This window comes from Streptomyces sp. NBC_01803, assembly GCF_035917415.1.
Lineage (GTDB): Bacteria > Actinomycetota > Actinomycetes > Streptomycetales > Streptomycetaceae > Streptomyces.
In genome coordinates this window covers 4147319-4161557 of the sequence record NZ_CP109073.1, presented here as the reverse complement: position 1 = coordinate 4161557, position 14239 = coordinate 4147319, and the positions used below count along the sequence as shown (strand labels likewise).

The 14239-nt window shown below is 73.2% G+C and carries 11 protein-coding genes; 7 read left to right on the top strand and 4 right to left on the bottom strand.

Translation table 11 applies throughout. The features are described 5' to 3' along the window. Positions 1 to 3 precede the first annotated feature (3 nt). The 4 genes from iolB to OIE51_RS19010 all read left to right on the top strand — a co-directional run bounded on the left by iolB (position 4) and on the right by OIE51_RS19010 (position 4787). Positions 4 to 948, top strand: coding sequence for a 5-deoxy-glucuronate isomerase (iolB, locus tag OIE51_RS19025; RefSeq protein ID WP_326598934.1), 945 nt, complete (start codon positions 4 to 6; stop codon positions 946 to 948). Next, positions 945 to 2834, top strand: a complete 1890-nt coding sequence (gene iolD / locus OIE51_RS19020) for a 3D-(3,5/4)-trihydroxycyclohexane-1,2-dione acylhydrolase (decyclizing) (protein WP_326598933.1) — start codon at positions 945 to 947, stop codon at positions 2832 to 2834. Before iolB ends, iolD begins: the two co-directional genes overlap by 4 nt. Positions 2835 to 2895: 61 nt before the next feature. Beyond that, the gene (locus tag OIE51_RS19015; protein ID WP_326598932.1) at positions 2896 to 4398 is read left to right on the top strand and encodes a CoA-acylating methylmalonate-semialdehyde dehydrogenase; all 1503 of its coding nucleotides are present in this window, start codon (positions 2896 to 2898) and stop codon (positions 4396 to 4398) included. A gap of 188 nt (positions 4399 to 4586) precedes the next feature. Next, complete coding sequence (locus tag OIE51_RS19010) at positions 4587 to 4787, top strand: MerR family transcriptional regulator (protein WP_326598931.1); 201 nt, start codon at positions 4587 to 4589, stop codon at positions 4785 to 4787. Here the strand turns inward: OIE51_RS19010 and OIE51_RS19005 are convergent. Beyond that, positions 4747 to 5349 (bottom strand): DedA family protein, encoded by a 603-nt coding sequence (locus OIE51_RS19005; RefSeq protein ID WP_326598930.1) that lies wholly within the window; start codon positions 5347 to 5349, stop codon positions 4747 to 4749. The two genes, OIE51_RS19010 and OIE51_RS19005, sit on opposite strands and share 41 nt — an antisense overlap. A 247-nt stretch (positions 5350 to 5596) precedes the next feature. On the opposite strand from OIE51_RS19005, the gene OIE51_RS19000 reads away from it, so the two are divergent. Beyond that, positions 5597 to 5812 (top strand): heavy-metal-associated domain-containing protein, encoded by a 216-nt coding sequence (locus OIE51_RS19000; RefSeq protein WP_326598928.1) that lies wholly within the window; start codon positions 5597 to 5599, stop codon positions 5810 to 5812. A 272-nt stretch (positions 5813 to 6084) separates the two neighbouring features. On the opposite strand, the gene OIE51_RS18995 is transcribed toward OIE51_RS19000, so the two are convergent. Together OIE51_RS18995 and recD2 are read right to left on the bottom strand one after the other, a co-directional pair. Continuing rightward, positions 6085 to 7398 (bottom strand): citrate synthase, encoded by a 1314-nt coding sequence (locus OIE51_RS18995; RefSeq protein WP_326598927.1) that lies wholly within the window; start codon positions 7396 to 7398, stop codon positions 6085 to 6087. Between the two features lie 148 nt (positions 7399 to 7546). Next, positions 7547 to 9778, bottom strand: a complete 2232-nt coding sequence (gene recD2 / locus OIE51_RS18990) for an SF1B family DNA helicase RecD2 (protein ID WP_326598926.1) — start codon at positions 9776 to 9778, stop codon at positions 7547 to 7549. A gap of 275 nt (positions 9779 to 10053) precedes the next feature. Between recD2 and OIE51_RS18985 the strand changes: the two genes are divergently transcribed. Together OIE51_RS18985 and OIE51_RS18980 are read left to right on the top strand one after the other, a co-directional pair. Continuing rightward, positions 10054 to 12090, top strand: a complete 2037-nt coding sequence (locus OIE51_RS18985; RefSeq protein WP_326598925.1) for a PEP/pyruvate-binding domain-containing protein — start codon at positions 10054 to 10056, stop codon at positions 12088 to 12090. Then, positions 12087 to 13013: a hypothetical protein gene (locus tag OIE51_RS18980; protein ID WP_326598924.1), complete on the top strand. Its 927-nt coding sequence runs from the start codon at positions 12087 to 12089 to the stop codon at positions 13011 to 13013. The genes OIE51_RS18985 and OIE51_RS18980 overlap by 4 nt, the downstream gene beginning before the upstream one ends. A gap of 191 nt (positions 13014 to 13204) precedes the next feature. Here OIE51_RS18980 and OIE51_RS18975 read toward each other — a convergent pair whose 3' ends face one another. Next, positions 13205 to 14218: a hypothetical protein gene (locus OIE51_RS18975; protein ID WP_326598923.1), complete on the bottom strand. Its 1014-nt coding sequence runs from the start codon at positions 14216 to 14218 to the stop codon at positions 13205 to 13207. Positions 14219 to 14239: the final 21 nt, after the last annotated feature.

Below are 14239 nucleotides of genomic sequence, written 5' to 3'. Positions count from 1 at the left end.
CCCATGACCAGAAGCCCCAACGGACCGAGCCCCCACTCCCGTTACCACCTCCCGGCGGGCTCGGCCGCCGCCGACCCGTATGCCCTCGACATCTCGCCGGAGCGCGCCGGCTGGGGATTCACCTCGCTGCGCGTGCTGCCGCTCGCCTCCGGCGCGCACCACACGTTCCACACCGGCGACAGCGAGTGGATCGTGCTGCCGCTGGCCGGAAGCTGCGTGGTGACCGTCGCCGACGGGGGAGACCCGTTCGCACTGCGCGGGCGGCCCGATGTCTTCGCCGGGGTCAGCGACTTCGCGTACGTGCCGCGCGACGCCGAGGTGACCGTCGCCTCCACCGGCGGCGGGCGGTTCGCGCTGGCCGGCGCCCGCTGCGCCCACCGGCTGCCCGCCCGCCACGGCCCGGCGGAGGCCGTGCCGGTCGAGCTGCGCGGCGCCGGCGCCTGCACCCGCCAGGTCAACAACTTCGCGGCGGCGGACGTCTTCGAGGCGGACCGGCTGATCGCGGTCGAGGTGCTGACCCCTGGCGGGAACTGGTCGTCCTATCCCCCGCACAAGCACGACGAGGCCCGCCCGGGCGAGGAGTCGGAGCTGGAGGAGATCTACTACTACGAGATCGCGTCGGCCCCGGACGAACGCGCGGCCGACGGCGTCGGGTATCAGCGCGTGACCCCCTCCGGCCGGGGTATCGGCACCGACCTGCTGGCAGAAGTCCGCAGCGGCGACGCCGTGTTGATCCCGGACGGCTGGCACGGCCCGGCCATGGCCGCGCCCGGTCACGACATGTACTACCTCAACGTCATGGCCGGCCCCGGCACCCGGCGCGAATGGCTCATCAGTGACCACCCCGACCACACCTGGATCAGGGACACCTGGGCCGGGCAACCACCCGACCCCCGGCTGCCGCTCACCGGGCCGCCCCCCAACGAGACGCCGGAGGCCCGCCGATGACCGCGCACCCCGTCCGACTGACCGTGGCGCAGGCCCTGGTGCGCTTCCTGGCGAGCCAGTACACCGAGCGGGACGGCGAACGGCACCGGCTGATCGACGCCTGCTGGGGCATCTTCGGCCACGGGAACGTCGCCGGGATCGGGCAGGCGCTGATCGAGAGCGGCCAGGGCCCGGGCGCCCGGCTCCCCTTCCACCAGGGCCGCAACGAACAGGCCATGGTGCACGCCGCCGTCGGCTTCGCCCGCCAGCGCAACCGCCTGTCCGCCCAGGCCGTCACCACCTCCATCGGCCCCGGCGCGACCAACCTCGTGACCGGCGCCGCCCTCGCCACCATCAACCGGCTGCCCGTTCTCCTGCTGCCCGGCGACACGTTCGCCACCCGCCCCGCCGACCCGGTGCTCCAGCAGCTCGAACACCCCCTGGCCGGGGACGTCTCCGTCAACGACGCGCTGCGCCCGGTCAGTCGGTGGTTCGACCGCGTGCACCGCCCGGAGGCGCTGATCCCCGCCGCGCTCGCCGCCGTCCGCGTGCTGGCCGACCCGGCGGCAACCGGCGCGGTGACCCTGGCCCTGCCGCAGGACGTGCAGGCCGAGGCGTTCGACTGGCCGGCCGCGTTCTTCGCCGAGCGCGTCTGGCGCGTGCCCCGGCCGGCCCCGGACGCCGAGGCGCTCGCCGACGCGGCGCGGGCGGTCCGGGCCGCCCGCCGGCCGCTGCTGATCGCGGGCGGCGGGGTGCACCACAGCGAGGCGGAGGACGCGCTGCGCGCGCTGGCCGACGCCACCGGCATCCCGGTGGCCTCCACCCAGGCCGGGAAGGGCTCGCTGCGTCACGACCACCCCTGCGACGTGGGCGGCGTCGGCCACACCGGCACGGCGGTGGCCGATGACCTGGCCCGCACCGCCGACCTGGTGATCGGCGTCGGCACCCGGTACACGGACTTCACGACCGCCTCCGGCACGCTCTTCGCCGCGCCCGGCGTCCGGTTCGTCAGCCTCACCATCTCCCCCGCCGACGCGCACAAGCTCGGCGGCCTGGCCCTGGTCGGCGACGCCCGCGCCGGGCTGACCGCGCTGACGGCGGCCCTGGCCGGCCACCGGGTCGAGGCCGCGTACGCCGCCGAGTACGCGGCGGGCAAGGCTCGTTGGGACCGCGTGGTGGACGCGGCCCTCACCCCGCGCGACCCGGGCGCCCGCCCGACCCAGACCCAGGTGATCGGCGCGCTGGACGCGGTTGTCGGGGACGACGACATCGTGATCAACGCGGCCGGCTCCCTCCCCGGCGACCTGCACAAGCTGTGGCGGGCCCGCTCCCCGCGCCAGTACCACCTGGAGTACGGGTACTCATGCATGGGCTACGAGATCCCGGCCGCCATCGGTGTGCGCCTGGCCGCCCCCGACCGCCCGGTGTGGGCGCTGGTCGGGGACGGCACCTATCTGATGATGCCGACCGAGCTGGTCACGGCCGTCCAGGAGGGCGTGAACATCAAGCTGTTGCTGATCCAGAACCACGGCTACGCCTCCATCGGCGGCCTGTCCGAGGAGACCGGAGCCGAACGCTTCGGCACCGCCTACCGGTTCCGCGCGCCCGACGGCTCCTACACCGGCGACCCGCTGCCGGTCGACCTGGCCGCCAACGCCGCCTCGCTGGGCCTGACGGTCTTCCGCGCCGGGACGTACGGTGAGCTGCGGGAGGCGCTGGCGGCGGCCCGCGCCCTCGAACGGCCGTGCTGTGTCCACGTCGAGACGGACACCGCCGCCGCACCCACCGCGCCACCCGCGCAGGCGTGGTGGGATGTGCCGGTGGCGGCGACCGCCACCCGCCCGGCGGCGCGCGCGGCCCGCGCGGAGTACGAACGGCGCTCGGCCGCCCGGCGCCGGCACCTGTGAGACCCACGACACCCGAAGACCCACGACACGTGACGTCCCCAAGACCTGGAGGCCCTACGGCATGAGGACCATCGGCCACTTCATCGGCAACAAGCCCGTCGAGGGCACCTCCGGCCGGTTCGCCCCGGTCTGGGACCCGGCGACCGGCGCGCGGGCTACGCGCGTCGCGCTGGCCTCCGCCACCGAGGTCGACCAGGCCGTCGCGGTGGCCAAGGAGGCCGCGGCGGCCTGGCGTTCGGCCTCCCTGGCCCGCCGCACCGCGCTGCTGTTCCGGTACCGGGAGCTGCTCGTCGCGCACCGGGACGAGCTGGCCCGGCTGATCACGGCGGAGCACGGCAAGGTGCACAGCGACGCGCTGGGCGAGATGGCGCGCGGCCTGGAGATCGTCGAACTGGCCTGTTCCATCCCGGAGAAGCTCAAGGGCGAGCTGTCCACCGAGGTCTCCACGGGCGTGGACGTGTCCTCGATCCGCCAGCCGCTGGGCGTGGTGGCCGGCATCACCCCGTTCAACTTCCCGGCCATGGTGCCGCTGTGGATGTTCCCGGTCGCCGTGGCCTGCGGGAACACGTTCGTGCTCAAGCCCAGCGAGAAGGACCCGTCCGCCGCGCTGCGGCTGGCCGAGCTGGCGGCCGAGGCGGGCTTCCCGGACGGCGTGCTGAACGTCGTCAACGGCGACAAGGAGGCCGTGGACCGCCTCCTCGCCCACCCCGACATCGCGGCGGTCAGCTTCGTCGGCTCCACGCCCGTCGCCCGCGCGGTCCAGCTCGGCGCGATCGGGCACGACAAGCGCGTCCAAGCCCTGGGCGGCGCCAAGAACCACATGCTGGTGCTGCCCGACGCGGACCTGGACCTGGCCGCGGACAGCGCGATCAGCGCCGCCTACGGCTCGGCCGGCGAGCGCTGCATGGCCGTCTCGGTGGTGGTCGCGGTGGGCGAGGAGACCGCCGACGCGCTGGTCGCCCGGCTGGCCTCGCGCGCGGCGGCCGTGCGCGTCGGCCCCGGCACCGACCCGGACGCGGAGATGGGCCCGCTGATCACCCGGGAGCACCGGGACACGGTCGCCTCCTACGTCGGCGGCGCGCGCGACCAGGGCGCGGACGTCGTGGTGGACGGCACCGGTTACACGGTGCCGGGCCATGAGGAGGGCTTCTTCCTCGGCGTCTCGCTGCTGGACCGGGTGACGCCGGACATGGACGCCTACCGCGACGAGATCTTCGGCCCGGTGCTGTGCGTGGTCCGCGCCGGGACGTACGAGGAGGCGGTGTCGCTGATCAACGACTCGCGCTGGGGCAACGGTTCGGCCGTCTTCACCCGCGACGGCGGCGCGGCACGGCGCTTCCAGCTGGAGGTGGAGACCGGGATGGTGGGCGTCAACGTGCCGATCCCGGTGCCGGTCGGCTACCACTCCTTCGGCGGCTGGAAGGACTCGCTCTTCGGCGACCACCACATCTACGGCAACGACGGGGTCCGCTTCTACACCCGGGGCAAGGTGATCACCACCCGCTGGCCCGACCCGGCCGACACGGACGCGGGCATCGATCTGGGCTTCCCCAGGAACCAGTAGCGCACACCTTCCCGACCGCGACAGAACGTCAGGGTTCCGCGACAGCCGTCACCGTTACGCGCCTTACCCGTCACAGATGGTCGACAGGCCCATGCGCCACTTCTCACCCCGTCGTTCACCGGGCGCAGGCTCAGTGATCATCGGTCCCACGCCCGCGTCACAGCGGGTTTCCGAGGAGGTGCGAAGAGTTGACGGATCGCGGACTCTGGTCGTACAAGGAGATCGCCGCGCATATCCGCGTGCGGCCGGACACCGTGCGCTCCTATCGGAAGCACGGTCTGCTGCCCCCGCCGGACGTGGTGGAGAACGGGCGCCCGTTCTGGTACCCGGACACCATCAAGCAGTGGGTCAGCCGCCGGCCGGGCCATCGGGGTGGGCGACGGGACTGATCCCGGCGGGGGACGGCGCCGTCCGGCCGGCTCTGCTCATCAACTGGGCGACGCCCGCGACGAGGAGGGAGACGGCGAGGCCGATGAGGAGCGCCGACCAGGTGCTGCCGAGCGCGGAGCCGCCCCAGTAGCCGAGGGCGACGCTGTAGGAGGCCCAGATGACCTCGGCCAGCCCGGCGCCCAGCAGGTAACGCCCGGGGTGGTAGCGGACGATGGCGGCGGTCAGGCCACCGACCAGCCGCCCGCTGGGCAGGAACCGGATGCCGACGACGAACGGCACGCCGTGGGTGCCGATCCGGTCCGCCGTCCAGGTGAGGGCCGCCTTGCGGCGGGCGGCGCGGGAGAGCCATCGCACGACCCGACCGCTGGCCAGCCGCCCGATGCCGTACACCGCCGCGTCGCCGGCCAGCGCACTGACGGCGACCACGAACAGCACGAGTCCCAGGCTGAGTTCACCCGCCTCGGCGAGCGCGCCGGCGGACGCTATCAGCGCCGCGTTGGGCACCAGCGGCGGGGCTGTCGTCAGCGCCAGGAGGACGTACATCCACAGTGCGCCGTCCATGCCGAAGTCCCCGTTCCGTCGCCGCGGGCCGATGCCCGGATCCTCAACCTGGCAACCACGCTGACATGTTGAGACGTGAACGCGATAGGGCACCTGACTCATTCCCGGGGCGGCACCGGGTTACCCCTAGGGGCGCCGCGACACAACTCCTACCACCCGGTAGACTTATACCCCGTCGGGGTATAAGTCCCGCGCGACGGAACACTCCGGGAGCGGCCGGAGAAGAGCGGAGAGACGAGGCAGGTCCATGAGCAGCACCACGACGTACAAGGTCTCCGGCATGAGCTGCGGCCACTGTGAGGGCGCCGTCACGGCCGAGGTGAAGGCCCTTCCCGGCGTCACCGACGTGACGGCCGTCGCGAGCACCGGCCTGGTCACCGTCACCGCCGAGGCCCCGCTGGACGACGAGACGGTCCGCTCCGCGGTCGACGAGGCCGGCTACGAGCTCGTCGGACGCGCCTGAGGCGCGCCCGACGGGCCGGGCGCGCGGAGAGGCGGGCCGGAAGCGGAGACCGGCGGGAAAGGAAAAGCGCCCCGCCGACGGGTCCCCCCACAGGGCCCGGCACGGGGCGCTTCCTGCCGTCCTGCTCAGAGCGTCCCCCCACGGGACCCCGGCTGGACGGCGGTCGGCGTGGATCCAGCCGAATCCGCGCCAACACTGACCGGTTAGACCCACAGCTCCATCAAAGGTTGCGCACGAGGTGCTGTGACCCGCGTCACATCTCTACGGGGTCGCTACCGCTGCTCGACCGGCTTGTAATCCCGCTCCACGATGCCCGTGTAGACCTGCCGCGGCCGGCCGATGCGGGTGCTCGGGTCGGTGATCATCTCGTGCCACTGGGCGATCCAGCCGGGCAGCCGGCCCAGCGCGAACAGCACGGTGAACATGCTGGTCGGGAAGCCCATGGCCCGGTAGATCAGGCCGGTGTAGAAATCGACGTTCGGGTAGAGGTTGCGCGAGACGAAGTAGTCGTCGCTGAGCGCGTGCTCCTCCAGGGCCAGGGCGATGTCCAGCAGTTCGTCGGACTTGCCGAGCGCGGAGAGGACGTCGTGCGCCGCCGCCTTGATGATCTTCGCGCGCGGGTCGAAGCTCTTGTAGACGCGGTGCCCGAAGCCCATGAGCCGGACGCCCGACTCCTTGTTCTTGACCTTGCGGATGAAGGCGTCGACGTCGCCGCCGTCCTTCTGGATGCCCTCCAGCATGTCCAGCACGGCCGCGTTGGCGCCGCCGTGGAGGGGACCCCAGAGGGCGTTGACGCCCGCCGAGATGGACACGAAGAGGTTGGCCTGCGAGGACCCGACGATCCGCACGGTGGACGCGGAACAGTTCTGCTCGTGGTCCGCGTGCAGGATGAACAGCTTGTCCAGGGCACTGGCGACCACCGGGTCGGCCACGTACTCCTCGGCGGGGACCGAGAAGGTCATCCGCAGGAAGTTCTCCACATAGCCCAGGTCGTTGCGCGGATAGACCATGGGATGGCCGATCGCCTTCTTGAAGGCGTAGGCCGCGATCGTGGGGAGCTTGGCGAGCAGCCGGATGGTCGAGAGGTGCCGCTGCCGCTCGTCGAACGGGTTGTGGCTGTCCTGGTAGAACGTGGACAGCGCGCTGACCACCGAGGAGAGCATCGCCATCGGGTGGGCGTCCCGGGGGAAGCCGTCGTAGAAGCGCTTGACGTCCTCGTGCAGGAGCGTGTGCTGCGTGATCTCGTTCCGGAAGCTGGCCAGCTCGTCCACGGTGGGAAGCTCACCGTGGATCAGCAGGTATGCGGTCTCCAGGAACGTGCCGTGCTCCGCGAGCTGCTCGATCGGGTACCCCCGGTAGCGGAGGATGCCTTTCTCCCCGTCGAGGTACGTGATGGCCGATTTGCACGCCGCGGTGTTGCCGTAACCGGAGTCCAGGGTCACCAGACCGGTCTGGGCACGCAGCTTGCCGATGTCGAAGCCCCGGTCACCGACCGTGCTGTCCACCAGCGGGTAGCGGTACTCGCCGTCTCCGTACCGCACTACTACTGCATTGTCTGCATTGTCGCCGTAGCGGTTTTCGCTCACGTCATCCCTCACCGACGTTGTGCCTCTTCCTCGAGGTGCCCTGACTCCTTCCACTGTCCCCCATCTGGGCCCAAGATGTGCACTCGGGGTCGGCCATCCGACCGTAATTTGGCACGGCGTGCCGCGATAAACTGGACGTTGCGGAACCTTACGGAATAATCCCCCCGGCCAGCCGCGCGTCCAGCGCCGTGCAGCGACGACCTGCGGAAACGCTCCGGACGGCCTGACCGAGCGCGCGGCGTGACCCCACGAGCACGACAAGTCGCTTAGCTCGTGTCACAGCGGTATACAGCAGATTTCGCTGAAGCATCATCCATGCGCTCACCGTGACCGGAATGACCACGCAGGGATACTCACTGCCCTGGGAACGGTGAATGGTGACGGCATAGGCGTGGGCCAACTCGTCCAGCTCGCCGAAGTCGTACGCCACCTCCTCGTCCTCGTCCGTCCGCACGGTCAGCCGCTGATCGTCCACGTCGAGCCCGGTCACCACACCGACCGTGCCGTTGAAGACGCCATTGGCGCCTTTCTCATAGTTGTTACGGATTTGGGTGACTTTGTCGCCGACGCGGAAAACCCGCCCGCCGAACCGCTTCTCCGGCAGCCCCGGCCGGGCCGGCGTGATCGCCTGCTGGAGCAGCCCGTTGAGCACCCCGGCGCCCGCGGGCCCCCGGTGCATCGGCGTCAGCACCTGCACGTCCCGCCGCGGGTCCAGGCCGAACTTCTCGGGGACGCGCCGCGCCGCCACGTCGACCGCGAGCTTCCCCGCCTCCTCGGTGTCCTCCTCCACGAAGAGGAAGAAGTCGGACAGCCCCTGGGTCACCGGCGGCATCCCCGAGTTGATCCGGTGCGCGTTGGTCACCACGCCCGACTCCCGCGCCTGCCGGAAGATCCGCGTCAGCCGCACCGCCGGGACCGGCCCGCCCGGCGCCAGCAGATCGCGCAGCACCTCACCCGCGCCGACCGAGGGCAGCTGGTCCACGTCCCCCACCAGCAGCAGATGCGCTCCCGGCGCGACCGCCTTCACCAGCTTGTTCGCCAGCAACAGGTCGAGCATCGACGCCTCGTCCACCACCACGAGATCCGCGTCCAGCGGCCGGTCCCGGTCGTACGCCGCGTCCCCGCCCGGCTTCAGCTCCAGCAGCCGGTGCACCGTGGACGCCTCGGCCCCGGTCAGCTCGGCGAGCCGCTTGGCGGCCCGCCCGGTCGGCGCGGCCAGCAGCACCTTGGCCCGCCGGGCGCGCGCCAGCTCCACCACGGACCGCACGGTGAACGACTTCCCGCAGCCCGGGCCGCCGGTCAGCACCGCCACCTTCTCGGTCAGCGCCAGCCGCACCGCCTGCTCCTGCTCGGCGGCCAGCTCGGCCCCGGTCCGTCGCGCCAGCCAGGCCAGCGCCTTCTCCCAGTCCACGTCGCGGAACGCGGCCAGCCGGTCCTCCTCGCTCGCCAGCAGCCGCCGCACCTGCCCGGCCAGCGACAACTCGGCCCGGTGGAACGGCACCAGGTAGACCGCCGTCGCCTTCCCCTCCGGGCCGTCGGGACCGTCCGGATCGGGCACCGCCTCCCGCACCACGCCCTCGGGGTCCGCGGCCAGCTCGCCCAGGCAGTCGATGACCAGGCCGGTGTCGACCTGGAGCAGCTTCACCGCGTCCGCGATCAGCCGCTCCTCGGGCAGATAGCAGTGCCCCTGGTCCGTCGCCTGCGACAACGCGTACCGCAGCCCGGCCTTCACCCGCTCGGGGCTGTCCTGCGGTATGCCCACGGCCCGCGCGATGCGGTCGGCGGTCAGGAAACCGATGCCCCACACGTCGGCCGCCAGCCGGTACGGCTGGTTCTTCACGACGGAGATCGACGCGTCGCCGTACTTCTTGTAGATCCGCACGGCGATGGAGGTGGAGACCTCGACGCTCTGGAGGAAGACCATGACCTCCTTGATGGCCTTCTGCTCCTCCCAGGCCGCCGCGATCAGCGCCGTGCGCTTCGGGCCCAGGCCCGGCACGGCGATCAGGCGCCGCGCATCGGCCTCGATGACCTCCAGCGTCTCGGCGCCGAAGTGCTCCACGATGCGCTCGGCGGTCTTCGGGCCGATGCCCTTGATCAGCCCGGAGCCCAGATAGCGCTGGATGCCCTGCACGGTCGCGGGCAGCACCGTCGTGTAGTTCTCCACGGTGAACTGGCGGCCGTACTGCGGATGGGAGCCCCACCGGCCCGTCATCCGCAGCGACTCGCCCACCTGCGCGCCCAGCAGCGAGCCGACCACCGTCAGCAGCTCGTCCCCGCCGCGCCCGGTGTCGACACGGGCGACGGTGTACCCGTTCTCGTCGTTGGAGTATGTGATGCGCTCAAGGACTCCCTCAAGCACCGCGACGGTCTGCGACATGCCCCGACGTTAGCGGCCACCACCGACAACTCCGAAGGGCCTGGCCCCCCCAGGTCCAGGCCCTTCGCTCCCCTCCTGCCTCTACGAGACCCACGACGGACCGGAATGGTTGCACGACCGACCGCATTCTTCCGCGCGTAACTGTCAAGAATCAGTGACGTACCGCGATGACGCGCCGCGTCCGGGGAATTTCCGACCCACCTCGTCACGCTGTCAGGTAACGACGAGTTCCTCGGCGTCTCTTCGGAGGGCACAGGGATCGTAGGAGGCGGACGATGCACGGAGAAGACATCGAAGTCAGAGACGACGGTCCGCGCACCATCACCGCGGGCGTCACCCTCCCACTCACCGACCCGCGCGCACAACGCGCGGCACTCACCGGAGGCAAGGCCGCATCCCTGGCCAAAGCCGCCGGGGCCAAGCTCCCCGTCCTGCCGGGCTTCGTCGTGCTGCCCCCGGGGACCAGCCACCGGGGCCAGGATCTCCGGGAAGCCTGGCGGCAGTTGAGCGACGACGGTAACACGCCGCTGATCGTGCGCTCGTCGTCGGCCGCCGAGGACACCGAGGAGTCCTCCATGGCGGGCCAGTTCACCTCGGTTCTCGACGTGCGCGGCTGGGACGCCTTCCGCGGCGCGCTGCACACCGTGCGGGCCTCGTCCGAGGAGCCGATGGCCGTCCTCGTCCAGCCGATGGCGCGCTCCCGCGTCGGCGGCGTGCTCTTCGGCGCCGACCCGGTGGCCGGGCGCACCGACCGGCTGCTGATCAGCGTCGTGCCCGGCGGCCCGGACAGCCTGGTCAGCGGTGAGCAGCCGGGCACCGAGTTCCGCCTCACCCGGCACGGAAGACTCCTGCGCACCGAGCCGGGCGACCCGGCCGATCGCCTGCTCCACCCGGCCGAGTTGCATCGGCTGGCCGCGCTCGCCCGCAAGACCCGCCAGGTCTTCGGCCGCCCGCAGGACATGGAGTTCGGCTTCGACGAACAGACCGACGAGCTCTGGCTGTTCCAGTCCCGGCCGATCACCGCCATGGCCCCGCGCCCGGCCCGCCGCGCGCGGCTGCTCGGCCCCGGCCCGGTCGCCGAGACCCTGCCGGGCCTGCTGCGCCCGCTGGAGGAGGACCTGTGGGTGGTGCCCATGGCGCACGGCCTGGCGACCGCCCTCGACCTCGGCGGCACCGCCGCCCGGCACACGCTGCGCACCGTCCCGGTCGTCAGTACGGTCACCGGGCGGGCCGTCGCCGACCTCGCGCTGCTCGGCATGGTGCCGCCCCGGCACCGCTGGCTGGCCCTGCTCAACCCGCTCCCGTCCGCGCGCCGGCTGGCCGCCGCCTGGCGCGTGGGCCGGCTGCGCTCCTCGCTCCCGCACCTGGCGACCTCCCTGCAGGCCGACGTGGACCGGCAGTTGTCCGAGGCGCCGCCCCCGGCCGAGCTGACTCCGGCCGGGCTGACCGCCGCGCTGCGCTGGAGCCGGAGCGCGCTGGTCGCGCTGCACGCCCAGGAGGCGCTGGCCGGCGCGTTGCTCACGGACGACCGGCCCGGCGCCACGGCCGCCGCGGCGGCGCTCGCCGCGCTGCACCACGGCCGCACCGAGGGGCTCACCGACGCGCAGATCGTGGCCGCGCGGCCGGAGGTGCTGGCCCTGGTGCCACCCAGCCTCACCGAGCCGCTCCGGCTCCCGGCGCGCGGCGTGGCGGGCACGGGTCCCGGCACCGGCACGCTCACCGCGCGCGAGGCGCTCCGCATGCGCGTCCGGTGGGTGCAGGAGTTCCAGGCGGCGCTCGTCCGCGAAGTCGCCTCGCACAGCGTCGACGTGGCCCTGATCGCGCTGCTGCGCTGGCCCGAGCTGGTCTCCGTCGCCGAGGGCGGCCCGCTGCCGGCCGACCTGGCGCAGCGGCAGCCGCCGGCCGAGGGGACGCCGCTGCCGGACGCCTTCCGGCTGACGGACGACGGCGCGGTCGTCGCCCGCCGCGACCCCGCCCGGCAGGGCGGCGAGGGCGGCCAGGGCGTCTCCGGCGGGCGCGTCGAAGGCGTCGTCTGGGACGGCACCGGCGAGCCGCCCGAGGACGCGGTGCTGATCGTGCGGAACCTGGACCCGACCCTGGCCCCGCTGCTGCCCCGGCTCACCGGGCTGATCGCGCAGACCGGCAGCCCGCTGTCCCACCTGGCGGTGCTGGCCCGGGAGTTGAGGCTCGCGGTGGTGACCGGCGCGTCCGGCGCGGTGGACCGCTACCCGCCGGGCACCCGGGTCCTGCTGGACGGCGCGACCGGCGAGGTGAGCGTCCGGGAGCACGCGGAGCAGGGGGCCCTGTCATGAGAAGCGCGCGGCTGGCCGGGTATCTCTTCGGTGGCGCCGCTGCGTCGGGCGCCGCGATCTATGTCGTGATCTATCTCTACCGCTGGCAGTGGCAGCGGACGATCATCTGCGGGGTCCTGCTGCTGGTGATCGAGGTGCTGCTGCTCGGGCTCGCCACCCTCGACCGCGTCTCCCGCCTGGAGCAGCGGATCAAGGACGGCGACCGGCGGCAGGACGAGATCCTGGCCCAGCTCCGCCAGGCCGACCGGGAGACGGGCGACGGTGGGCGGCCCGCGGCCGGCCGGCCGCGGTTCGCGTGGCTGGGGGACGCCGAGGGGCGGACGTTCGTCTTCGTCCCGGTCCTGATGGCCGCGGGCGTGGCGCTGTCCGGTCTGGCGTGGGTGGTGGAGCGCGTGGCGCGCACGACCGTGCGGCCCACGGCCCAGCGGCGCCTGGCCGGGCGCCTGGCCCCCTTGGCGGCCCCGCCCGGCGGGCTCCACGCCTCGACGCCCGACCTTCCCGTCCAGCCGGTCGTGGGCTCCGGCCCGCCGCGCGGCCGGGTGAAGCGCGGGGCGGCGCTGGCTCTGGCGGTGGTGGCGTGCGTGGGCCTGTTCGCGGGCCTGCAGGAGATGACCGAGACCCAGCCGCCCGAGCGCGGCACGGGCGAGGCGACGTCGTTGCTGTTCACGATCGACGGCAACGGGGTCAACGACTCCCGCGCCACGCTGGCCGCCCAGCAGCTGTGGGAACGCTGCCGCGACGCCACGGCGATGCCCCTGATCCAGGCGGGCATGACCTCCCTGAACGACGGCCTGTTCGCGGCGACGATCCACCCCTCCCTGAGCGAACACGACGAACTCCGCCTGCTGGGCTGCCTGGAGGACGCCAGCGTGGACCGCGTCCAGCTCCACGTGGTCGGCTCCGGCTCCATAGAAGCCGGCTGACCGCGCCCCCGGGCGCGAGCCGCGCCAGCGGCCCGCGCCCCGCGCGCGCCCGACGACCAGCTCCCCGCCCCGTCCACGGCGGACCCCCGCCCCCCACACACAGACGGGAGCGGCGCCCGCCGACCGACACCCGACCCCGACCCCGACCCCGACGCCGACGCCGACGCCGACGCCGACGCCGACCGGTAGGGCTACCGCCGGAAGCCCGGCATGGCCCGGCCGTTGCCCAGTTGGTGGACCAGCATGGCGACCGCCCGCAGGTACGGCTCGTTGTCCACGTGCGCGGTCGCGCCGCGCGCGCACACCTCGGCCAGTTTGATCGCGTGCTCGTCCCCCGTCTCCACGGCCGCCGCGATCCCCTCCCGGAGGCTCGGCACCGGCCCCGGGGCGCCGCCGCGTCGGCGGCCCTCCGCCGGCAGGTGCCCGGCGAACGTGCGGAAGATCGCCCCCGACGCGATCAACGCCTGCCGGTACGCCTCCTGGTGGAGCGACAGCGGCAGCATCGGCAGCATCATGTCCACGGCCATCGGGATCGTGACGGAGTGCACGATCGGCACCGCCGGCGCGGGCGGCCGGTCCGCCAGCGTTCCCGCGACCCGCGCGGTGGCCTCGACGAGCGCCCGCCGCGCGTCCTCGGCCGCGGGAGCCGCCGACGCCCCGGGCGGTAGGGTCCCGGGCGGTAGGGCCCCGCCGCCCGGCGGCACCCAGAACTTCGCTGCCCACAGCGCCAACCCCTGTGCGAACTCGCCCAGTTGCACAGCCGTCGGCTCCCCGGCCAGGTCCAGCCCACGTGCCGCGTGGGCGGCCCTGATCAGCCCGTGCCCGAGAATCCCCGCGCCGCCCGGCAGTAGCCTCGGCCACCACTCCAGCAGCACGTCCCGCCACGCCCGCTCGGCCAACTCCCGTTCGAAGAGCGCCACCCAGTCCGCGAACCGCCCGAAGTCCCCCAGCGCCGCGTCCTGTCCGGCCCGGTCCCCGGCCACCAGCGGCTCCCGCGACTCCGGCAGCACCGCGTACCGCCGGTCGGTCCGGTACCGCTCGACCCACCGGGGCACCTCGTCGTAGAACCCCAACGACGCCAGCGCCTCCGCCGCCATCGGAGCGTGCGCGGCCAACCCCGGCCCCCACACCGGCCCGTCCCCCGCCAGCCGTTCCAGCGCGTCGTTGACGGCATCGGCGTAACGCCCCTGATCCACACCTGACATGGTCGCCTCCGTAGCGCGGTC

Coding starts and splice junctions, on each gene's coding strand:
- OIE51_RS18985 (WP_326598925.1), top strand. CDS start 10,054: ATGCACGGAGAAGACATCGAAGTCAGAGACGACGGTCCGCGCACCATC.
- OIE51_RS18980 (WP_326598924.1), top strand. CDS start 12,087: ATGAGAAGCGCGCGGCTGGCCGGGTATCTCTTCGGTGGCGCCGCTGCG.
- recD2 (WP_326598926.1), bottom strand. CDS start 9,778: ATGTCGCAGACCGTCGCGGTGCTTGAGGGAGTCCTTGAGCGCATCACA.
- iolB (WP_326598934.1), top strand. CDS start 4: ATGACCAGAAGCCCCAACGGACCGAGCCCCCACTCCCGTTACCACCTC.
- OIE51_RS19000 (WP_326598928.1), top strand. CDS start 5,597: ATGAGCAGCACCACGACGTACAAGGTCTCCGGCATGAGCTGCGGCCAC.
- iolD (WP_326598933.1), top strand. CDS start 945: ATGACCGCGCACCCCGTCCGACTGACCGTGGCGCAGGCCCTGGTGCGC.
- OIE51_RS19005 (WP_326598930.1), bottom strand. CDS start 5,349: ATGGACGGCGCACTGTGGATGTACGTCCTCCTGGCGCTGACGACAGCC.
- OIE51_RS19015 (WP_326598932.1), top strand. CDS start 2,896: ATGAGGACCATCGGCCACTTCATCGGCAACAAGCCCGTCGAGGGCACC.
- OIE51_RS18975 (WP_326598923.1), bottom strand. CDS start 14,218: ATGTCAGGTGTGGATCAGGGGCGTTACGCCGATGCCGTCAACGACGCG.